The sequence below is a fragment of the Sporolactobacillus sp. KGMB 08714 genome, from assembly GCF_036598985.1.
Lineage (GTDB): Bacteria > Bacillota > Bacilli > Bacillales > Sporolactobacillaceae > Sporolactobacillus.
In genome coordinates, this window is sequence record NZ_JAUUBW010000016.1 from 1 (window position 1) to 21,883 (window position 21,883).

23 protein-coding genes are annotated in these 21,883 nt (G+C 51.1%); 22 read left to right on the forward strand and 1 reads right to left on the reverse strand.

Annotation, left to right across the window (positions count from 1 at the left end):
* Positions 1-40 precede the first annotated feature (40 nt).
* Positions 41-445 (reverse strand): AAA family ATPase, encoded by a 405-nt coding sequence (locus Q6A92_RS08770; protein WP_443029709.1) that lies wholly within the window; start codon positions 443-445, stop codon positions 41-43.
* Between the two features lie 379 nt (positions 446-824).
* On the opposite strand from Q6A92_RS08770, the gene cymR reads away from it, so the two are divergent.
* From cymR to Q6A92_RS08880, 22 genes are all read left to right on the forward strand, one after another.
* Positions 825-1,247 carry a cysteine metabolism transcriptional regulator CymR gene (gene cymR, locus Q6A92_RS08775; protein ID WP_274398050.1) on the forward strand — a complete coding sequence of 141 codons (423 nt, stop codon included), beginning with the start codon at positions 825-827 and terminating at the stop codon, positions 1,245-1,247.
* A 24-nt stretch (positions 1,248-1,271) separates the two neighbouring features.
* Positions 1,272-2,426 (forward strand): cysteine desulfurase family protein, encoded by a 1,155-nt coding sequence (locus Q6A92_RS08780; RefSeq protein ID WP_332237770.1) that lies wholly within the window; start codon positions 1,272-1,274, stop codon positions 2,424-2,426.
* 25 nt (positions 2,427-2,451) lie between these two features.
* A complete protein-coding gene (gene mnmA / locus Q6A92_RS08785) occupies positions 2,452-3,585 on the forward strand; it encodes a tRNA 2-thiouridine(34) synthase MnmA (protein WP_274398048.1) in 1,134 nt (377 codons plus the stop codon).
* Between the two features lie 116 nt (positions 3,586-3,701).
* Positions 3,702-4,391: a tetratricopeptide repeat protein gene (locus tag Q6A92_RS08790; RefSeq protein WP_274398047.1), complete on the forward strand. Its 690-nt coding sequence runs from the start codon at positions 3,702-3,704 to the stop codon at positions 4,389-4,391.
* 59 nt (positions 4,392-4,450) lie between these two features.
* Positions 4,451-6,793, forward strand: a complete 2,343-nt coding sequence (gene recD2, locus Q6A92_RS08795) for an SF1B family DNA helicase RecD2 (protein ID WP_332237771.1) — start codon at positions 4,451-4,453, stop codon at positions 6,791-6,793.
* A gap of 617 nt (positions 6,794-7,410) precedes the next feature.
* The gene (locus tag Q6A92_RS08800) at positions 7,411-7,608 is read left to right on the forward strand and encodes a hypothetical protein (RefSeq protein WP_274398045.1); all 198 of its coding nucleotides are present in this window, start codon (positions 7,411-7,413) and stop codon (positions 7,606-7,608) included.
* A 92-nt stretch (positions 7,609-7,700) separates the two neighbouring features.
* Positions 7,701-8,762 carry an AI-2E family transporter gene (locus Q6A92_RS08805; protein ID WP_332237772.1) on the forward strand — a complete coding sequence of 354 codons (1,062 nt, stop codon included), beginning with the start codon at positions 7,701-7,703 and terminating at the stop codon, positions 8,760-8,762.
* A 330-nt stretch (positions 8,763-9,092) separates the two neighbouring features.
* Positions 9,093-11,735: an alanine--tRNA ligase gene (gene alaS, locus Q6A92_RS08810; RefSeq protein WP_332237774.1), complete on the forward strand. Its 2,643-nt coding sequence runs from the start codon at positions 9,093-9,095 to the stop codon at positions 11,733-11,735.
* A 69-nt stretch (positions 11,736-11,804) separates the two neighbouring features.
* Positions 11,805-12,071: an IreB family regulatory phosphoprotein gene (locus Q6A92_RS08815; RefSeq protein WP_274398042.1), complete on the forward strand. Its 267-nt coding sequence runs from the start codon at positions 11,805-11,807 to the stop codon at positions 12,069-12,071.
* The gene (gene ruvX, locus Q6A92_RS08820) at positions 12,068-12,505 is read left to right on the forward strand and encodes a Holliday junction resolvase RuvX (RefSeq protein WP_274398041.1); all 438 of its coding nucleotides are present in this window, start codon (positions 12,068-12,070) and stop codon (positions 12,503-12,505) included. The genes Q6A92_RS08815 and ruvX overlap by 4 nt, the downstream gene beginning before the upstream one ends.
* Positions 12,498-12,809 carry a DUF1292 domain-containing protein gene (locus Q6A92_RS08825; RefSeq protein WP_274398040.1) on the forward strand — a complete coding sequence of 104 codons (312 nt, stop codon included), beginning with the start codon at positions 12,498-12,500 and terminating at the stop codon, positions 12,807-12,809. The genes ruvX and Q6A92_RS08825 overlap by 8 nt, the downstream gene beginning before the upstream one ends.
* A 359-nt stretch (positions 12,810-13,168) precedes the next feature.
* Positions 13,169-14,260 carry an endolytic transglycosylase MltG gene (gene mltG, locus Q6A92_RS08830; protein WP_332237776.1) on the forward strand — a complete coding sequence of 364 codons (1,092 nt, stop codon included), beginning with the start codon at positions 13,169-13,171 and terminating at the stop codon, positions 14,258-14,260.
* Between the two features lie 71 nt (positions 14,261-14,331).
* The gene (locus Q6A92_RS08835) at positions 14,332-14,979 is read left to right on the forward strand and encodes an O-methyltransferase (RefSeq protein ID WP_332237778.1); all 648 of its coding nucleotides are present in this window, start codon (positions 14,332-14,334) and stop codon (positions 14,977-14,979) included.
* Between the two features lie 41 nt (positions 14,980-15,020).
* The gene (gene udk / locus Q6A92_RS08840; RefSeq protein ID WP_274398037.1) at positions 15,021-15,668 is read left to right on the forward strand and encodes a uridine kinase; all 648 of its coding nucleotides are present in this window, start codon (positions 15,021-15,023) and stop codon (positions 15,666-15,668) included.
* 96 nt (positions 15,669-15,764) lie between these two features.
* Positions 15,765-16,235 (forward strand): transcription elongation factor GreA, encoded by a 471-nt coding sequence (gene greA, locus Q6A92_RS08845; protein ID WP_443029710.1) that lies wholly within the window; start codon positions 15,765-15,767, stop codon positions 16,233-16,235.
* Between the two features lie 339 nt (positions 16,236-16,574).
* Positions 16,575-17,165 carry a YrrS family protein gene (locus tag Q6A92_RS08850; protein WP_274398035.1) on the forward strand — a complete coding sequence of 197 codons (591 nt, stop codon included), beginning with the start codon at positions 16,575-16,577 and terminating at the stop codon, positions 17,163-17,165.
* A 225-nt stretch (positions 17,166-17,390) separates the two neighbouring features.
* Positions 17,391-18,038, forward strand: a complete 648-nt coding sequence (locus Q6A92_RS08855) for a class I SAM-dependent methyltransferase (protein ID WP_332237780.1) — start codon at positions 17,391-17,393, stop codon at positions 18,036-18,038.
* Positions 18,039-18,051: 13 nt separating this feature from the next.
* The gene (mtnN, locus tag Q6A92_RS08860) at positions 18,052-18,780 is read left to right on the forward strand and encodes a 5'-methylthioadenosine/S-adenosylhomocysteine nucleosidase (protein WP_332237782.1); all 729 of its coding nucleotides are present in this window, start codon (positions 18,052-18,054) and stop codon (positions 18,778-18,780) included.
* Positions 18,752-19,237 (forward strand): S-ribosylhomocysteine lyase, encoded by a 486-nt coding sequence (locus Q6A92_RS08865; RefSeq protein ID WP_332237783.1) that lies wholly within the window; start codon positions 18,752-18,754, stop codon positions 19,235-19,237. Before mtnN ends, Q6A92_RS08865 begins: the two co-directional genes overlap by 29 nt.
* A 5-nt stretch (positions 19,238-19,242) precedes the next feature.
* Positions 19,243-20,157, forward strand: coding sequence for a PLP-dependent cysteine synthase family protein (locus tag Q6A92_RS08870; protein WP_332237785.1), 915 nt, complete (start codon positions 19,243-19,245; stop codon positions 20,155-20,157).
* Positions 20,158-20,193: 36 nt separating this feature from the next.
* Complete coding sequence (locus Q6A92_RS08875; protein ID WP_274398030.1) at positions 20,194-21,333, forward strand: bifunctional cystathionine gamma-lyase/homocysteine desulfhydrase; 1,140 nt, start codon at positions 20,194-20,196, stop codon at positions 21,331-21,333.
* 235 nt (positions 21,334-21,568) lie between these two features.
* Positions 21,569-21,796 (forward strand): YrhC family protein, encoded by a 228-nt coding sequence (locus tag Q6A92_RS08880; RefSeq protein ID WP_274398029.1) that lies wholly within the window; start codon positions 21,569-21,571, stop codon positions 21,794-21,796.
* Positions 21,797-21,883: the final 87 nt, after the last annotated feature.

Consider the following 21,883-nt stretch of genomic DNA (forward strand, 5'->3'; position numbering starts at 1 on the left):
GCGCCTTGAGACGCTGGTCGGTAATCCAAGGCTTATAGCCTTAGAGCAAACCACCCTTTGAAGGGTGGTTTTGATTGAAACGATGAATTTCATCAATGAAAAGGATCGTTCGCTGCCGGTCGAACTTCAGCCGTTCTTCCGCGCCGGCTATGATTTTTCTCAAATCGCCGACTCCGGCCGTCACCGCGTTCAGCTGTTCGAAATAGGCCGATGTCGACCGGGCAATAATATGAGCGAGCGTTGTTTTGCCCGTCCCGGGAGGCCCGAAAAAGATCATCGGCGTCAGCCTGTCTGCCTGAATCGCCCGGCGCAGCAGGCGGCCCTTGCCGACAATCTGTTCCTGGCCGACAAATTCGTCGAGCGTCCGCGGGCGCATTCGGTCGGCAAGGGGGCGCGCACTTTCTGCTGTTTTATTGTCATCGGATGGAAAATCAAATAGGTCCACCCCGATCATCCTCTCAAATTTGATCTGGCATATCCTGCCTGTCTCTATAGGGTTCTTGACGGCTGAATCAAGCGGCACTGGACCGGAGCGATCGGCCGTCCCGTCCGGGCATGGGGATCCGCCGGCAATGCCTTTTCCCGGCTTGAAAACGTGCAAGAAAAGCAGTTTTCGTCTATAATAGTTTAGAGTCTGATCATATTTTACCATACTTCGCGGATCGGATAGCAAAAACGGCTTTCGGATCCTTCGTCTGTTTTGTGCCGGATGCTCAGACGGTCCGGAAACCGCTCGTTCTTTTTTTATTACGTGCAGCAGAAAATTTCATTTAATCATAAATGGATAATACAGCTGATTTTGACAGAGGAAGAGGTGGTTCATAATGAAAATATCGACCAAAGGGCGCTACGGGCTGACGATCATGATGGCTCTTGCGAAAAATAAAGGCAGGGGCCCGCTCTCGCTTAAGGCGATTGCCAATGAACACAATTTGTCGGAGCATTACCTGGAACAATTGATCGCTCCGCTCCGCAACGCCGGGTTAGTGAACAGCATTCGCGGAGCATACGGAGGGTATGTGCTGTCCAAGCTCCCGAGCGAAATTACGGCGGCCGATGTGATTCGCGTTCTGGAAGGCCCGATTCAGCCGGTCGAAGTGATGGAAGACGACGATCCGGCTAAGCGCGAGCTCTGGGTGAAGATCCGGGATGCCGTTAAGGACGTGCTTCAGGGCACAACTCTGGACGACCTGATTCATTTTGATTCCGATCCGCAGGTTCAGGATCCAGACATGTTTTATATTTAACAGATATTAAAGGAGTGATTGGGCATGGATCCGATTTATCTCGATCATGCCGCAACGACGCCGATTGATCCTGAAGTACTGGAGGTCATGACGGAGACCTATAAGCGCGTGATCGGCAATCCGTCAAGCATCCATTCTTTCGGCAGGCAGGCACGGAAAGTCATTGACGATGCGCGGGATACGATCGCCGATTATATCGGTGCGAAAAGCCGGGAGATTGTCTTTACGGGCGGCGGAACCGAAGGCGATAATATGGCTATCATCGGCGCCGCACTGGCGAACAGGCAGTTCGGGAAGCATATCATTACAACCAAAGTGGAGCATCACGGCGTGTTCAGAACGTGCGAATATCTGGAGTCTCTCGGTTTTGTCGTCGATTATCTGGATGTCGACAGGAGCGGCCGGATTTCCGTTGCTGAATTAAAAGAGCAGTTGCGTGACGATACCATCCTTGTTTCGATCATGTACGGCAACAACGAGGTCGGCACCGTTCAGCCGATCCGCGAAATTGCGCATCTTCTGGCACCGCATCGGGCGCTTTTCCACACGGATACGGTTCAGGCGTTCGGGACGGAAAATATGAATGTAAAAGAAATGCCGATCGATCTTCTGTCAATGACGGGGCATAAAATCGGCGGACCGAAAGGAATCGGTTTTCTCTATATACGCGACGGAGTGTCGCTCGCCTCGATCACTCACGGAGGCGATCAGGAACGAAAGCACCGCGCAGGTACGCAGAACGTCCCCGCCATTGCCGGACTGGGGCGGGCGGTTGAACTTGTACGCGCCCGCCGGTCGGAACGGATCGAAAGATATTTGAAAGAGCGCCGCGCTTTGCTTGAAACTCTTGACGCTGAACATGTTGCTTATCGGATCAACGGGAATCCGGAACACTTTCTGCCGCAAATTTTAAATTTATATTTTCCGGGAACAAATATTGAAACACTGCTTACCCGACTGGATCTGTCGGGTGTTGCCGTGTCGAGCGGGTCGGCATGTACTGCGGGATCGGTGGAGCCTTCGCATGTGCTGACTGCGATGTTCGGCCCGGACGCTCCGGAAACGCGGAGTTCTGTCCGGATCAGCTTCGGAAGCGGGCTGAATCCGGAACAAATTAAAGAAGCGGGACATGTCATTGCCCGGTCCGTCCGGGAACTTATCGGAGTCGGGCAGGACTGAACTCTGAAAAGGCGGGTGAATCATTTTGGCGAAATCCCCAGGCGATACGAGGGTCGTCGTTGGCATGTCGGGCGGCGTGGATTCTTCTGTTGCCGCCCTTTTATTGAAACAAAAGGGATATGACGTGATCGGCATTTTCATGAAAAATTGGGATGATACCGATGAGAACGGGGTCTGCACGGCAACCGAGGATTATGAGGACGTTGTCCGTGTCGCCGGTCAGATCGGCATTCCCTATTATGCCGTAAACTTTGAAAAACAATATTGGGACCGTGTTTTTTCTTATTTTCTTGCGGAATATAAAGCGGGGCGCACCCCGAATCCCGATGTCATGTGCAATAAAGAAATCAAGTTCAAGGCGTTTCTCGATCATGCGCTGGCACTCGGTGCGGATTATGTCGCAACGGGCCACTATGCGCAGACCGGGCAGCAGGACAGTAAAACACTCATGATTCGGGCGGCCGATCAGAATAAGGATCAGACCTATTTCCTGAATCAGCTGTCACAAGAGCAGCTCTCAAAAGTGATGTTTCCGCTTGGAGATCTGGAAAAACCGCAGGTGCGGGCCATCGCGCGCGACCATCATCTGGCGACCGCCGATAAAAAGGACAGCACCGGGATCTGCTTCATCGGCGAGCGCAATTTCAAGCAGTTTCTCAGCCATTATCTGCCGGCCTGCCGCGGCGAAATCCGCACGATCGACGGCGAACTGAAGGGCTATCACGACGGTCTGATGTATTATACAAACGGACAGCGGCAGGGACTGGGGATCGGCGGCCCGGGCGGCCCGTGGTTTGTCTGCGGCAAAGACGTGAAACGAAACATTCTCTATATCGCACCGGGCGCAGATCATCCGGCTCTCTATTCTCAGGGACTCATCGCGGAAGGGGCCAACTGGATCAGCGGCGCTCCTGAAAAGAAAAGTTTTCACTGCACGGCGAAATTCCGTTATCGCCAGAAGGATCGTCCCGTTACCGTTCATGTTCGGCCGGATAGCCGTCTGGAAGTTGTCTTCGATCATCCGGAATGGGCGATCACTCCGGGCCAGGCCGTTGTTTTCTATCAGAATGAGATCTGTCTCGGAGGAGCGACTATTGCCACCGTTCTGAACCAGGGAACGGATGCGGCCATAGATTTTGTAGACTCGGTACCTTTATGAGGGCTGGGTCTTTTTCCATGCAAAAGGGCCGGGCTGCCGGTAAAATGCCGTCTGAAACCTGCGGCCGGATCCGGCTGCCGCTTCGTTTCTGAAATTGATTATCCGGAGAAGGGAAGTTGACTGCTTTGGAAAGTAAAACAGAAAAAGCTCTGCGGCTGATCAGGGAAAAAGATTATGCCCATGCGGCGCAGGCTCTTGATCAGGCGATTTCCGAAGAGCCGGACAATCCTGTGGGCTATACGAATTTCGGGAACCTGCTGATTGCAGCCGGACAGCCCGAACGTGCCCCGGCTTTTTTTAAAAAAGCGCTCTCTCTCAATCCGGCCTTCGCGTCCGCTTCTTTCGGCTACGGAAATGCTCTTTTTGAAGTGAAAAAATACAAAGACGCACTGGCCCGGTTTGAACAGGCCCGGGAAAACGGATTGAATGAAGGCGATGTATTCTATATGATCGGCCGGTGCGCGCTTCAGCTTGGCCATCCCGGTCAGGGTCTGGCGGCCTTTCAGCGTGCGGTCGAACTGAACGGTTCGGATACGGAAGCAAGATTTCAGTATGGGCTTCTGCTGGCACAGTTCGGCCGGCTGGATGCGGCGGAAAAACAGTTTCTAAGGGTCATTTCGGAGAATCAGCAACATGCGGACGCTTTCTATAATCTCGGTGTCATTGCCATGTACCGGGATAAGAACGGCGACGCAGAAAACTGTTTTTCGAAGGCGCTGACTCTGAATCCCCGTCACATGCTTGCGGCACATGGCCTTGAGAGACTGAAAAAAATCGGAGAGCCGGACCCGCACGGGAAAGAGTAAAAAGCAGGATTTTCTCCTGGCGGGCGCTGCTGCCCTGCTAATTTTTGACAGACGCTTCTATGCCTCAGAAAATTTTTATAAAAGAAAGGACGGCGGGAATTATGGAACAGGCGGCGTTGGATTTATTTTCGGATCGGCATCCGTCAATCAAGGGCGAACCGGTCCGCATCGTTTTTCATAATAAAGAAAATGGCTACACGGTAATGATTGTGAAAATTAACGAAACCGATGAACCCGTGCAGGGTAAAGAAATGACGATTGTCGGCTACTTTCCCGCCGTCCACCTTCATGAGACGTATCAGTTCATCGGCAGACTGAAGACTCATCCCAAATATGGGCAGCAATACGAGGCCGAGCGCTACCGCAAGCTGCTTCCGCAGTCCCGGACCGGCATGGTGCAGTACCTGTCCGGCGATCTCTTCCCGGGAATTGGAAAGAAGACGGCCGAATCGATTATCGATGCAATCGGAGACAACGCGATCACAAAAATTCTGAACGATCCCTCCTGCCTGCAAGAAGTACCCAAGCTGGAGAAGAAAAAATCCGATTTTATTGCGGAAACTCTTTTGAAAAATGAGGGACTGGAAAAAATTCTGATCGGCCTCTCGGATTATGGGTTCGGCTCCCAGCTGGCCATGAAAATCTATCAGACTTACGGTGACGCGGCGCTGGAAATGATCAAAGAGAATCCTTATCAGCTGATCCGGGACGTCGAGGGCATCGGCTTTCAGCGGGCGGACGAACTGGCGGCGCTGCTGGGCATTACCGGGAATCATCCGGAACGCATTCAGGCAGCCGTTCTCTACTGGCTGAACGAACGGGCAATGAACGACGGCCACGTGTTCATGCCTTATGATGAGACCGTTCAGGCCGCTGAAAAGCTGCTTTCGAATCCGGAGCCGGATGTCGATCAGGATGCCGTTGTGCGCGAGATCGATGCTCTTGAAGAAGACGGCAGGCTGGTCCGTGAAGACGACGATATCTATCTTCCTGAACTTTACTATGCGGAAAAAGGCGTTGTCACCGGTATACAGAAACTGATGGAACGGAGTGGCGATCCGGATGAATTTTCCGAAAGCGAGTTTCTCGAGGCACTCGGAAAGGTGGAAGAAAAGCTCTCTATGCAGTATGCGGAGAGCCAGCAGGCTGCCATCAGAAAAGCAATCCAGTCTCCGTTAATGATTCTGACCGGCGGGCCGGGTACGGGAAAGACGACGGTTATTCGTGGAATTGTCGATGTTTATGCGGAATTAAACGGGCTTTCTCTTAACCCGAAAGACTATGACAGCGAGCATCCGTATCCTGTACTGCTGGCCGCGCCGACAGGCCGGGCGGCAAAAAGGATGAAGGAATCGACCGGTCTCCCGGCGGTGACGATCCACCGCCTGCTCGGCTGGAACGGCGGCTCGGTCTACACACATGGCGAGGACGATCCGATTGAAGGAAAACTGCTGATCGTCGATGAAATGTCAATGGTGGACATATGGCTCGCCAACCAGCTGCTCAGATCGCTTCCCGACGATATTAAAGTCGTCATCGTCGGAGACGAGGATCAACTGCCCTCTGTGGGGCCCGGCCAGGTACTCAGCGATCTGGTACAGTCCGGAGCGATTCCCATCATCCGGCTGACCGATATTTTCCGTCAGGCACGGGGTTCATCGATCATTGAGCTGGCTCACGAAATCAGGCAGGGGTTAATCCCGGATATCACAGTTCCCAAGGCGGACCGCCGTTTTATCCATTGCCATCAGGCTCAGGTTGTGGATGCGGTTTGCCAGATCGCAAAGGGAGCCGAGAAAAAGGGCTATCAGCCGAAGGATATTCAGGTGCTGGCCCCGATTTACCGCGGCAACGCCGGTATAGAAAAGATGAACGAAGCCTTGCAGGAACTGTTTAACCCCGCTTCGGACCAGAAACGCTCCCTGACGTACGGAGACCATGTGTTCCGGGTCCATGACAAAGTGCTGCAGCTGGTCAATAACCCGGATGAGCAGGTCTTCAACGGAGATATCGGCGAAGTCGTCGCCATTCTGAGGGCCAAGGAGACGACCGATCATGAAGACACCGTCGTCGTTTCTTTTGATAATGTTGAGGTAAAATATCTGAAACATGACCTTAATCAGCTGACTCTCGCGTACTGCTGCTCGATTCATAAGGCGCAGGGCAGTGAATTCCCGATTGTGATTCTGCCGATTGTAAAAGGCTATCACCGGATGCTGAAGCGCAATCTGATCTATACGGCCGTCGCACGCAGCAAAGAATATCTCATGCTGTGCGGCGACGAAGAAGCCTTCAAACAGGCGATCGTCCGCAACGATATCGACAGCCGCCATTCGAATCTGGCTGAAAAATTACGGGAGCGGCTGCACACAATGCCGGGAGGAACCCCTCACTTAACATAAGTTTCGTTTGAAAAACTTTGATATATCCCTCAACCCATGCGGATTTCTAGACTCTCAGAATGAAAGTGTCTTTATTTACAAAAGCGGCAGGCCGATTGTTTCTGAGTCCGGAGCGATGCTTCTCCATCGGGGAGCGGCCGTTTTCGAGTAGCCGCACGGTCTGCAGCAATCGGCAAATTGCTGTTCCGGGCTCCGGCCCTCTAACGGCCGAAAAAATCAGGCATGACCGATAAATCGTGAGCGCCGACCGAAACCCGGCCTGGGAAGACCGAAACCCTGCAAGTCGCGACCGAAACCTGGCCTGAGCTGACCGAAACCCTGCACGCCGCGACCGAAACCCCACGCATCCCGACCGATAGATTGCCATGAGCGAGAAAAACTGCGAGCGATTAGTCGATAAGCTGCGTATATGGCCGGTCATTCACGCACGTCGATCAATAAACCGCCGGGGCCGATTGATAAAATGCCTTTGCCGACAGCAGAAGCGGATATTCCGGCGGGTGAAACGGCAGGAGGCCTCGGTACAGAAACTTTTTTCAAAAAAAGTATATTTTCATTTGTTTTTGGGCATGGATGCGAGTAACCCAAAAGACTGAATGAATTTGAGGTGAAAACAAATGAAATGTCCGAATTGCCAGGGAAAGAGTATCGGGAAACTCAGTGCCAATCAGTATTATTGCTGGGATTGTTTTATCGAGCTGACATTGGAGGACGGCATATTGTCCTTGAGCCAGGTTGAGGAGGACGGCAGCCTAACCACGCTTGACGATCTATTTGAAAAAGAGCAACGTGAAGCAAAAGCGAACGGTTTTTAAGACGGATCTCGCCTGTATACTGCGGCAACTTTTTCCTTCCGCCGGTCATGATTTTTCATGCAGTGGGCATAACTATGCGTGGAGGGATGATCATGTGGAAGTGGCCCGCACTGCAGTGGATAAAAGTGTTATCAATCCTGTTGCTTCTTTTTTTGAACGGCTATTTGTTCTACCGGCTGCTTCCGCTGCTTAACGTCCTGATGCATTTTTTTCTGAAAGTAGCATTTCCCTTTGCGGCAGCGGGAATTATCGCCTATCTGCTGCTTCCGCTTGTCAAGCGCTGCCATCAGGCGGGGATTCCGAAAACGATCGCCATACTCGCTATCTATGCCGTTTTTTTCGGGGGCATCGGTTTTCTGCTTTATAAAGGCGGACCCGTTTTCATGCACGAATTGAAAGGGCTGGATAAGGAGTTTTCAAAATATGAGGCGCTTTATCAGTCGAATATTGATCATGTTTACGGATCGACGCCGGAAGCCGTCCATGATCACGTCAATAAAGCTCTGGAAAGAATCCGCAGGGGGACCGCATCATGGGCGGACAGAATCATCGACTGGTGTTCCGGATTGGTGCAATCGATGTTTACACTGTTCATCATTCCGTTTCTCGCCTTCTATTTCCTGAAGGATGCGGATCGTATGAAAAGGGGGGCGCTGCATCTCATTCCGAGAAAATGGCGGAAGCAAACGGCGGACATTTTCTCGGAAATGGATCGTTCGATCGGCAATTATATCCGCGGTCAGCTGACCGTCTGTGCGGTTCTGGCGGCAATGGCCTCGATCGGTTTATGGCTGCTCAGAGTACCCTATCCCTTTGTCTTCGGCATCTTTATCGGAGCAACCGACCTCATCCCCTATTTTGGTCCGCTGATCGGCGCAGCCCCTGCCATTCTGATTGCGGCGACGCAATCGGTCTATACGGTCTTCGGCGTGATTCTGCTGATTCTGCTGATCCAGTTTCTTGAGGGAAACGTCATTGAACCTCTGATTGTCGGGCGGAGCGTCGATATTCATCCGCTGTATATCATGCTCTCGCTCGGCATCGGCGGTGAACTGGCGGGCATTGTCGGGATGCTGCTGGCGATCCCGTGCTTCATTGTGATTCGCACCTGTTTCCGCCATTTGAGGGACCGATATCGTACAATTGACAAATAAGGGGAAACTCAACTATAATAGCGGCAGAATAATGAAACCGAGACGAAAAGAATAGCAGCAGTGCATGCAGACGTTTTGCCGCCGGTTCTTTTTGGTGCGGAAACCCGGCTTTTCTGTTTTGCACGAAAGAGCGGCGGTTTTGAGGGAATCCCGGCAGCCGGATGCAAAGCTGCAGAGGCCTTTCTTTTTATTTTGCTGCGCGAAAGTCATGTTTAAGAAAGAAGCTTTCGTCCTTTCACGGTGATAGGATGGAAGCTTTTTTTGTCCGCTGCCGCCCGGAAGGTCTGTTGGGTTCGGTTTTTAATAATGAGTAACTTGGGGGTTCTTGCGATGAAACAACTCAGTTCATCTGAGGTCAGACAAATGTTTTTAGATTTTTTCAAAGGAAAGGGCCATACCGTTGAGCCGAGCGCTTCGCTTATTCCGATCGACGATCCGTCGCTGCTCTGGATTAACAGCGGCGTCGCTACTCTTAAAAAATATTTCGACGGGCGGGTTGTGCCCCGGAATCCGCGCATCTGCAGCGCCCAGAAAGCGATCCGGACAAACGACATCGAAAACGTCGGCTATACGGCGCGCCATCATACTTTTTTCGAGATGCTCGGCAACTTCTCGATCGGCGATTATTTTAAGGAGGAAGCGATTACCTGGGCATGGGAATTTTTAACAAGCCCGGAGTGGATTGCTTTCGATCCGGATAAATTGTCGGTCACCATTTATCCGGATGATGACGAAGCGTACCGGTTGTGGCATGAAAAAATCGGAATCCCTGAGGAACGGATTATTAAACTTGAACATAATTTCTGGGATATCGGCGAGGGACCGAGCGGACCGAATACGGAGATTTTTTATGACCGCGGCGAGGCGTTCGGCAACGATCCGGACGATCCGGAACTTTATCCCGGCGGTGAGAATGATCGGTATCTGGAAGTCTGGAATCTCGTGTTCTCGCAGTACAATCACAATCCCGACGGCAGCCACACGCCGCTTCCGAAGAAGAACATTGATACCGGCATGGGCCTCGAGCGGATGGTCAGTGTGATTCAGAATGGGGAAACGAACTTCGATACCGACCTGTTTCTGCCGATTATCCATAAAACCGAAGAAATTTCCGGAATCGTCTACAAAAAAGGGCAGAAAAACACACCGTTTAAGGTGATTGCCGACCACATCCGCGCCGTTTCGTTTGCGATTGCGGACGGGGCTTTGCCGTCCAATGAGGGGCGCGGTTATGTGCTGCGCCGCCTGATCCGCCGTGCGGTTCGCTACGCGATGGATCTCGGCATCAATAAGCCGTTCCTATACGAGCTGGTGCCGATTGTCGCCGACATCATGAAGGACTATTATAAAGAGGTCCTAGAAAAAACGGCATTTGTCCAGAAGGTGGTCCGAAGTGAGGAAGAACGCTTTCATGAAACGATTCATGAGGGCGTGTCGATTCTGAAGGAAAAGATTGCCGAAGCAAAAGCGCAAAATACGCCGCAGATTGCCGGCAGTGATGTTTTCAAGCTGTACGATACGTTCGGCTTTCCTGCGGAACTGACGGAGGAGTATGCCAGGGCAGAGGGACTTGGCATTGACCGTGAAGGTTTTGAACAAGAGCTCGGCAGGCAGCGGGAGCGGGCAAGATCCGCCCGGCACAATCAGAAATCCATGCAGGTTCAGGACGATACGTTGCGCAATGTTACCGATCGCAGCGAGTTTGTCGGATACGAGCAGCTGACGGTTGAAGACGCGAAAGTGCTTGTGATCATCAGGGAAAATGAGAGAGTGGACGATGCCTCCGAAGGAGAAACGGTTAAAATCATTCTCGACCGCACGCCTTTTTATGCGGAAAGCGGCGGCGAAGTTTCCGATACGGGGCGGATCACGGGCGAAACAGCCGTTCTTTTTGTCAAGGATGTTCAGAAAGCGCCGAACGGACAGAATCTCCATACATGTGTCATTGAGAAGGGCCGGATTCATGCGGGGGAGACGGTAAAAGCAGCCGTCGATACCGGGATGCGGCTGTCGGCGCAAAAAAACCACACGGCGACACACTTGCTGCATCAGGCTTTGAAAGATACGCTGGGCAGGCATGTCAATCAGGCCGGATCCTATGTTTCGCCGGACAGGCTGCGCTTCGATTTTTCCCATTTCGGACAGGTTACGGAGGACGAACTGGAACAGGTTGAACGGATCGTCAATGAAAAAATCTGGGAACAGCTGCCGGTGACGACGTCCCAGATGCCGCTTGATGAAGCAAAGGCTCTCGGAGCGATGGCTCTTTTCGGCGAGAAATACGGGAAGATTGTGCGGGTTGTCAAGAGCGGCGATTACAGCCTCGAACTTTGCGGCGGCTGTCATGTGAAAAACACGGCTGAGCTGGGCCTGTTCACAATCGTTTCGGAAAGCGGAATCGGCGCGGGTACCCGGCGAATTGAAGCGCTGACAGGCAAAAGTGCCTATGAAAAAATGAAGCAGGATAAACTGGAACTGAAAAACATCGGCCGTCTGCTGAAAGTCTCGCCGGATCAGATTCCGGAGCGTCTCGATGTTCTGCAGCAGCAGATGCGGGATCTGGAGAAGGAAAATGCGGCGATCATGTCAAAGCTGGGCAATGCAAAAGCAAATGAACTGGAACAGTCGGTCAAGCAAATGGGTGCTGTTTCCTTTATTGCCGCGCAAGTGGATTCGATGGATATGAATCAGCTCAGAACGATGGCCGATCATCTGAAGAGTCATTTTCATTCACTGATCGTTGTCCTCGCTTCTGTTGAAGGCGGCAAGGTATATCTGGTGTCCGGGGTCACCAAAGATCTCGTTGCGAAAGGATATCATGCCGGGAAGATAATCAAGCATGTAGCCGCTCTTTGCGGCGGGGGCGGAGGCGGACGTCCGGATATGGCACAGGCGGGCGGACGCCGTCCTGAGAAAGTGGCGGAAGCTCTGCAGACTGTGGCCGGCCTCATTGAAAAAACGGCTGTAGGATAAACGGGAAAAAGACGGATCGCCTGATTTTAGAGCAAGGGGCCAGGCTTCTCCAAGTTTTCTTAATAGGGGATGAAGAATTTGGATAAGACGATGAAATTCAACTTTGGTGAACAGGACAGGCACAATACACGCGAAGTTCTGTTTAAAGTTTATGATGCCCTGGAAGAAAAAGGCTACAATCCGATCAATCAAATTGTCGGGTACTTACTCTCCGGTGATCCGGCCTACATTCCCCGGCATAAAGATGCCCGAAAACTAATACGGAGGATTGAACGGGACGAACTGATTGAAGAGCTTGTCACTTATTATCTTAAAAAGAAATGGGATAAAGAATGAGAATCATGGGCCTCGACTTCGGAACGGCGACAGTAGGCGTGTCGGTCAGCGATCCGCTCGGACTGACGGCACAAGGTATTGAAACGATCCGTTATGTCGAACATAAGAAGAACGTGATCTTTGAACGCCTGGGCGAGCTGATCGAACAGTATCAGATACAGTCGATCGTTGTCGGGCTGCCGAAAGATCTGATCGGAACGGAAAGCAAACGCGCGGCGGCATCAAGGTCTTTTGCGAAGAGCCTGCGCCGCAGATTTCATCTCTCTGTCGATCTTTGGGATGAACGTCTGACGACGATGGCCGCCGAACGGATTCTGCTCGCTGCGGATGTCAGCCGCGGCAAAAGGAAAAAAGTTATCGACAAGGAAGCGGCTGTACTGATTTTGCAAAGCTATCTTGACAAAAAAAGAATGGAGCAAAAAAGAGATGAGTGAACATAATCATTACCCGATTTTTGTACCGAATCATGATGAAGAACAGGACAGAATCGTGATTCCCGATGAAAACGGCGATGAAAATTTGTTTGACGTCCTTTTTTATTTTGATGTGCCGGAAACAGACAAGTCCTACGTCATTGTCGTTCCTGTTGAGGAAGAGGCAGGCGATGATGAGGAAGAAGAGGTTTTTGCTTTCAGGTATGAGGATGAAAATGACGATTTCAAATTGTTCCCGATCGAAACGGATGAAGAGTGGGACATGGTTGAAGAAATGATTAACACGTTCAGCGAAGAAGGGTAAAAAAACGGGTCCCCGGGGAAATAAAGCGTTCTAAAGGCTGAGGGGATTTTCATCAATACAGGAAACCGGGTGAAGCGAATCGCCTGTATGAGAACGGCGGGTTGCTTCATTCCTTTTTATCTTCAATTTTTTCAATGTTCCTGAGGAAGCGGCGGTTTTGGGTGCTTTGATTGAAGTATAAGGAAGGAAAAATGTGTCTGCTCTTCCGGAAGACTCTAGGCTCCGGGTCCGGCATCCGGGGCGCTTCTTTATTTTTCACTTGACACGCAAAATGACCGTAATTCTGTCGAATACTTGAAAGATTTTCAATAAACCAGGTATAGAATGTATAGGGTGCTCTTGGAAGGGAGAGGCTCATTTTGAAGCTGCGAACCAGCAGGCGGCGTCTGTTTGCCATGATCGTCGGCGGCGCCGTTATTTTACTGATTATCTTTGCGTGGGGGCTGTCCGATTATTATGCCGGTCTGCTGAAACCTGTCAACCCGAAGAATAATCAGGCTGTGACAGTCACCATACCGGCCGGATCATCGCTGAAAGAGGTCGGGCAGACTCTTGAGAAGAACGGCCTGATCCGCAAGGCATGGGCTTTTGAATTTTATGCGAGATGGAAACATTTAAACCAGTATCGGTCCGGGACTTATACTTTTAATCGGACAATGTCCGTCGACAGGCTGATAAACGATCTGGGCAAGGGAAATTATAATCGTCTCGTTTTTATCGTTGATGTCCGTCAGGGAATGTGGCTGAGTGAAACCGCCGGCCAGATGTCCAAGGCTTCAGGTCTCAGCACGCAGGACATTCTCAACAAACTTAAAGATCCATCCTATATAAAGGCCCACTATATGAAGCGGTATCCGTTTCTGACGGACCGGATCTTTACAAAGGGCATATACTATCCGCTGGAAGGTTATCTGGCTCCTGGCGTCTACCAGTTTGTCAGAGGGAAAAATCCTCCGACGCTTGATCAGATGGTCGATCGGATGCTGGATAAGACGGGGCAGACGGTCACGCGCTTTTCAAAGGAGATAAAAACGAACTCGCTCGGTTCGCTTCACAGTATTTTGACGATGGCGTCGCTCGTTGAACAGGAGGCGCCCGATGCCAAAGACCGGCAGAAGATTGCCGGCGTTTTCTACAACCGGCTGACAAAAAAGATGAAACTTCAGACCGATCCGTCGGTCGCTTACGGACAGCAGAAAAGGATCGGGCAATACACAATGAACGAACTGACGACGGATACGCCTTACAATACATATACAAGGGCAGGCCTGATCGTCGGTCCGATCGGCAGTCCGGCGCCTGACGCGGTTCAGGCCGTGCTTGAGCCGATCCGTTCGAATGATTATTATTTCTATGCGCGTCCCAACGGACAGATCTTCTATTCGAAAACTTATGCGGAACATCAGGCCATTGTTGCTAAATATAGTCATGAGTGGGCAAAAAAGTCCTAAAAGGACCGGGTGCGGACGGCCGTCGGCAGGCTGGGCGGCATCTTTTTTAATGAGGAAAGGGAGAAGAACGATTGACAGACTTTGACAAATTGTCGGAGTATGCGGCCGCGTTTGTCAAACCGGAAAACAGCATGCTCCGTCAGATGGAGAAAAAAGCAAAACAAATTTATATTCCGATCATGCATCCGTCGGCGATCGCTTTTCTGCAGCAGTTGATCAAATGGAAGAAAGCAAGACGTATTCTGGAACTCGGAACGGCAATCGGATATTCGGCGATCAGGATGTGCCTCGCGGCAGGGCAGGATGCTGAAATCATAACGATTGAACGCGAAAAAGAGATGATCCGTGAAGCGGAGCGGAACATAAAAGAGCAGGGCCTGACGGCATGGATTCACATCGTTGAAGGAGACGCGACGGAGGATCTGCCTGCCGTCCGAGATGCGGTTCCTTTCGATCTGATTTTAATCGATGCTGCGAAAGCACAGTATGAAAAGCTTTTTTTGAAGTATGCCCGGTATCTGGCACCCGCCGGCATCATCGTAACGGATAACGTCTTTTTTCACGGACTGGTCTGCGATATTGACGGGGTGAAGAAAAAACCGCTTCACAGACTGGTCGGCAAGGTCGACAGCTACAATCGCTTTCTAGCGGAAAGAAGCGAATTTGATACAATTTTTCTGACGGTAGGCGACGGCCTTGCCGTCAGCACGAAAAAATAGCCGGCACGATACCCATCATCATGGAAGGGAGAGAGTACGGGATGGGCAGGAAAAAACCGATTGTCATCGGTGTTGCCGGAGGATCCGGTTCGGGCAAAACGACTGTAACCCGTGAAATCTACCGAAGATTCCCGGACCAATCGATTGCGGTCATCCAGCAGGATGCTTATTATAAGGCACAGGACGATAAACCGTTTGAAGAACGCCTGCTGACCAATTATGATCATCCGCTGGCCTTCGACACGGATCTTCTGATCGCGCATATCCGGGAACTTCTGCGATTCCACCCGATAAAAAAACCGGTGTATGACTATACAGTGCATACAAGATCTGATAAAATTGTACCCGTCGAACCAAAAGATGTCATTATCATGGAAGGCATTCTGATTCTTGAAGACAAGCGGCTCCGCGATCTGATGGACATCAAGGTTTTCGTCGATACCGATTCCGATCTGCGAATCATCCGCCGTCTGCTTCGCGACACAGAGGAACGGGGCAGAAGTGTGGAATCGGTGATTAACCAATATCTGACTGTGGTCCGCCCGATGCATCTGCAGTTTGTAGAACCGACAAAACGCTATGCGGATATCATTATCCCCGAGGGCGGCAGAAATACGGTCGCGATCGACTTGATGGCGACAAAAATACGTGCTGTGCTCAATGGAGCGGACGCATCGCCGGTTGATTGAAATCATACAATTGAAGGATTCGGAATGACGGCTTTCCGAAGGCAAGCGCATAAACAGATAGACATAAGGATAATTTTAGTTAGGAGTGTGATTTTGATGGCGGAAAAGCTTCACTATATGACGGCTGAAGGCAAAAATAAACTTGAACGAGAGCTGGAATACCTGAAAACCGAAAAGCGCAAGGAAGTTGTTGAGCGAATAAAAATTGCCCGGGGATTCGGCGACCTCTCCGAAAACTCTGAATATGACGCGGCAAAGGATGAGCAGGCGTTTGTCGAAGCACGCATTCAGCAGCTTGAACAGATGATCCGGAATTCGGTCATCATTGAGGACGACGAAACGACCGATGTGGTCAAAATCGGAAAATCCGTGACTTTTAAAGAACTGCCGGACGGCGAGGAAGAAACGTATCAAATCGTCGGAAGCGCCGAATCCAACCCGTTTGAAGGAAAAATTTCAAACGATTCACCGATGGCCAAGGGGCTGATCGGACTGTCCGTGGGTGAAGAAGTCAATGTTAACACACCCGGCGGCGACATACGCGTAAAGATATTGAAGGTTGAATAAGCATAATAGTAAGAAGGCTGACATCGGTTTTTGGATCTAATGCAGAGACAGATGCAGTCCGTCCCGTACCCGGATGTTTGTTCTTTATCCGGCGCCCGGGCTGCATTTTTTAACTTCGAATGGCAGAGGCGTGTATTGTTACAGTTGGATGATCATTTTATCGGAACCGACAGGACAAGTAGTTTTATGCGAACGAATTTAAGGATAATTATGTAAACGCAGTCAACGATCCATTTGCCGATTGGATTTTAAGAGCCTGTTGACACAGAAAGCTGCAAACATGCTAAGATAATGTTGTCTGTTTATTATAGCTGCTGTTTAACAAAGGAGGATGCCTGTATGAGAAACACAAGAGGGAATGGGTTCTCGTCGCGGGTCGAAATGCGCAAAAACAAGACGAACCGCTGGCTGAACTGGACCGTCGGCATCGTTTCCATTTTAATTTTGGCGGTCGGCTGTATCATTCTCATTTCAGTGTTCAGTACCTCATCGGCTGATAAGACTGCTTCACAAAGCAATCATTCAAGTGTTCAATCCGGAACAAATAGCGGAACATCAAATAACAGCACGTCCGCCAGTTCGGGCGGAACGGGATCGGATCAGGTTTCCAACAGTGAATCGGCGTCTTCGTCGGCAAGCGGGACGGCCGCTTCATCGAGTGCTTCAAGCGCTGCCTCTCAGAGTGCGGATGAAAGCCATCAGGCATCCTATGATATGGGTTCTGCCGACTGGAACGCACAGGTCAAGGCGATTGCCGGTGCCACCGGAATCGACCAGGGCAATATGGTCATTCTCTGGCTGGGGAACGGCGGTTCTTCCAACAGTTCGCTCGCCCGTGTGGCATCGAAGAGCGCTCAGAGTTCCGTTTATGTTGTTCATCTTATCTATCAGAACGGAAAATGGCAGGCCGATCAAGTACAAAAACCGTAATGATTCGATCCATGACTTTTTCTTATATGTATGAAAACAGTACCCCGTTCGGACAGGCTCCGGACGGGGTACTGCGGCATTTAGATGATTGTTATTACAACGGCCGCGGAAAAGTCCGGCAAAAGATAATTATTGAATTTCGAATGGAAATGTGTTACGTTTAGGCTAATTAATCATACAAATATTATGTGAATACTTTAAACTATAAATTTTGGAGTGTATACAATGGGTCGAGAATTTATTGAGACATTTGAACGCTGGGCGGACCATTACGATCGTTCAGTTCACGGGGGAAGTCCCGAATATCGTGAGGTGTTCAGAGACTACGATTCCATTCTGGAGGAAGTAGCGAAGCAGGCCGAAGGGACGGTTCTTGAGTTCGGCACGGGTACAGGCAATTTGAGTACGAAGCTGCTGGATGCCGGGCTGACCGTATTCGGCGTGGAACCATCTGAGAAGATGCGGTCGAAGGCTCACGATAAATTGCCGGATCTGAAACTGTTCGACGGAGATTTTCTTGATTTTCCCGTACCGGATCGGCCGGTCGATACCATCGTCAGCTCATACGCTTTCCACCATCTTACCGATGAAGAGAAGGGGGATGCTATTACGAAATATAACCGCCTCCTTCCCGTACATGGTAAAATAGTGTTTGCCGATACGTTGTTTGAGAATGAGGTAGCCAAACGCCAGATCTGGCACTGGGCCGGCACTCAGGGATTTGCCGACCTGCTTAAAGACCTGCAGACGGAATATTATTCGCTTTTGCCCGTTCTTGATCAGGTGCTTCGGGAACGGCATTTTGCCGCTAATTTCAGACAGCTTAACAAATTTGTCTGGCTGATGATCGCTGAGAAAACGGACGAACTGTGAGAGGAAGTCGGAAATGAGAATCGGATTGATCGGTGCAATGGAAGAGGAAGATCGGATACTTAGAGCGGCGATGAAAGACGTCACGGAAACGGAGAAGGCCCGCTGCCGTTTCTACAGCGGCAGGCTGGCCGGTTTCGATGCCGTGCTGCTGCAGTCCGGGATAGGAAAAGTCAATGCCGCAATGGGGACGACGCTGCTGATCGATCGTTTTCAGCCGGATATCATCATTAACACAGGATCTGCAGGGGGAACCGATCCGGACCTTGAGATCGGAGATGTCGTGATTTCATCTGCAGTGATTCATCACGATGTTGACGCGACAGCCTTTGGTTATCAGCCGGGTCAGGTTCCGCAGATGCCCGCTTCTTTTTTGCCCGACCGAAAACTTGTTGCCCTGGCGGAAAAGGCGGCGTCCGGAATGTTCGGGGGGCATCGGACGGTAAGAGGCCTGATTGCGACGGGCGATTCTTTTATGTCCGATCCCGGGCGTATTGGAAAACTTAAATCTCTCTTCCCGGAAATGAAGGCAGTCGAAATGGAGGCCGCGGCAATTGCTCAGGTCTGTTATCAATTCGGCGTGCCCTTTTTGATTGTCCGGTCGCTTTCCGATATTGCCGGTAAAGAGTCGAACGTGTCGTTTGATCAATTTTTAGAAACCGCGGCAAAACATTCTGCAGAATTTATACTATCCTTGCTGAGGGAGATTGATTCAAATGCCGGAACAGAAAAAAACAGACGCTGAAAGCTTTTATCCGGATCATACGGAAGCAAGGGCGCCATACATACGGTTTGCCGGCGTTGCGGAAGAGATACAGGGCGATACAATTGTCCGCTTCTGCCGGCGGAACAACGAACAAATGCTGACGCTTCATTTGCGTGAACACTTGCCGGCGGAAAAGATTTGCCGTCACATCGGCTGTATATTTGTCGCGGGCCCGATGGGATGCCGGACCGGCATTTTAACATCGATTGCCGATACCGGCAGTTATAATGAAATGCCCGCTGCTCCCGCTAACACTCTCCATAGTGTGGCGGACGCAGCAGAAGTGCCGGCTGCGGACTGTTGTCAGTGCGGCCGGGCGGCAAGGCACAATCCTGAAGGTGCGGAAAAAATTGCCGCAAAAATGCCGGATCGCAGGGCTGAGTGGAAAGCGATCTATGCGCAGCACCGGCACGAAGACCGGCAAAAAATGGGGTGACTGTTGTGACAGTATTCAGAAGTGTACACGATTTGGTAGGCGGAACTCCGCTTGTCGAGCTGCATGCCTTTCCTATTCCGGAAGGTGTGCATCTGTACGCGAAGTGTGAGTATTTTAATCCCGGGGGAAGCGTCAAGGATCGATTAGGCGAACATTTTATTCAAGAAGCGCTGGCTTCCGGAAAACTGAAACCGGGCGGGACGGTCATTGAGCCGACGGCAGGAAACACAGGAATCGGCATCGCTGTGGCAGCGGTCGGCAAGGACATTCACGTCATCTTTTGCGTGCCGGAGAAATTCAGCATTGAAAAACAGACGCTGATGAAGGCGCTTGGCGCGAAAATCGTTAACACGCCGACGGAGGAAGGGATGTCGGGCGCGCTGGCCAAAGCCAAGCAGCTTGTCGAAGAGATTCCCGGCAGTTACTGCCCAAACCAGTTTGCCAATCCGGAAAATCCAAGGGCGTATATCGAGACGCTCGGCCCGGAAATATGGGATGATTTGAACGGAAAGGTGGATGTCTTTGTTGCCGGAGCCGGGACCGGCGGAACATTTACGGGCACGGCAGCGTTTCTGAAAAGCAAGAACCCGGGAATCAAGACGGCGGTCGTCGAGCCGGTCGGATCCATTCTAAATGGCGGGAAGCCGGCCCCTCATCGTACAGAGGGCATCGGCATGGAGTTTATCCCCGCCTTCGTTGAAACCAAATATTTTGATGCCATTTATACAGTAAGCGATGACGATGCATTCCGGCGATTGAAGGAGGCTGCCTCCAAAGAGGGACTGCTGATCGGCAGTTCATCGGGTGCCGCGCTGCATGCCGCGCTGCTCGAAGCGGAAAATGCCGGGCCGGGAAGCAATATCGTTATCATTTTCCCGGATTCCAGCGAGCGCTATTTAAGCGAAAAGATCTACGATTGAATAAGATGAGTCGGTTAAAAAGGGAGAGAAATTGTTTTGAAACCAAAGACAAAAGTGATCCATGCCGGAATTTTCGGCGATGAGCATACAGGCAGCGTCAGCGTACCGATCTACCAGACGAGCACTTATAAGCAGGAGGCAGTCGGAAAGACCAAGGGTTACGATTATTCGCGGACAGCCAATCCAACGCGCCATGCACTTGAAGTACTGATTAAAGATCTGGAAAACGGCAAGGCGGGTTTTGCTTTCGGATCGGGCATGGCCGCCATTTCCTCTGTCCTGATGCTGCTGAACAGCGGCGATCATCTGATTATTACCGATGATGTGTACGGAGGAACATTCAGAGTCGTCGACAAGGTATTCAAGCGTCTCGGCATTGCAGCCACTTTCGTGGATACGAGCGATCCCGGGAGGATCAGGGCAGCTATTACTGAAAAAACGCGGGCTATTTACCTTGAGACGCCGACAAACCCTCTGCTGAAAATTACCGATATTCGGGAAACAGCGCTTCTTGCCCATGAACAACATCTGCTGCTTATCGTGGATAACACGTTTGCAACGCCGTACTGGCAGCATCCTCTCGATCTCGGTGCGGATGTTGTCCTTCACAGTGCGACAAAATACATCGGCGGGCACAGCGATGTGGTGGCCGGGCTCGTTGCCGTCAATTCAGAAGAACTGGCTGAGCGGATCGGATTTATTCAAAATTCTGTCGGCGCGGTGCCGGGCCCCCAGGATGCCTGGCTGCTGATCAGAGGCGCCAAAACGCTTGCCCTGCGCATGGAGCAGATTGAGAAGAATGCACGCAGAATTGCGGAATTTCTTGATGCTCATCCGAAAGTGGCCAAGGTTTACTATCCGGGACTTGTGAGTCACCCGGGACATGAACTGGCAAAGAGGCAGTCCGGCGGGTTCGGCGGCATGCTTTCTTTTGACGTGGGCAGCGGAGAAAACGCCGATCGGCTGCTCGCACGCGTTCGCTACTTTACGCTTGCCGAGAGCCTGGGTGCGGTTGAGAGCCTGATCTCCGTTCCGGCGAGAATGACGCATGCTTCCATACCGAAACCGCGCCGCGAGGCACTGGGCATTACGGACGGGCTGATCCGTCTCTCCGTCGGAATCGAAGACGGAGACGATCTGATTGAAGACTTGCGGCAGGCTCTTGATCAAATTTAAAAAAATAACGTCCGAATAGTTGGCCACTGAAAGGTGAAGCGTTCTGGGAACCTTCATCAGATCAGAGAAAACAGAGGTAAAGGAAGCCGTCTGTATCGAAAAAACGGCTTGCACCTTCCTCTTGTTCCGAATTTTTCAGTGCCCTTCGATGGTCGGGCGTTTTTTTCTGTCAGAAACTACCTTTCCAATTTTTCCGGGGAACATGTTAAAGTAGGGATTGACGGAGGGATCGCAGATGAAAGATTATCAGAAAATCATTCACGAAAAAATTATCGACTGCCGCAGGATCGGCATGCTTTGCCTGTTTCTGAGTGCATTTCTATATACGGGAACAATGATGCCTCAATATGCGGAGGCAGGCTGGAAATTAAGTATTCTTTCAGGATCAAGTCTCGCATTTCTGCTTCTGACTTTCTTTTTCTATTGGAGGATGTCTAAACTGAAAGATAAGCTGGATCAATAAAATAGATCACATCCGGACCCGGTTCGCTGCGTGCCGGCGCTGCATCCGCTGCCGTCGGAGTGCTGACCGGGCGGATTGACAGGGAGG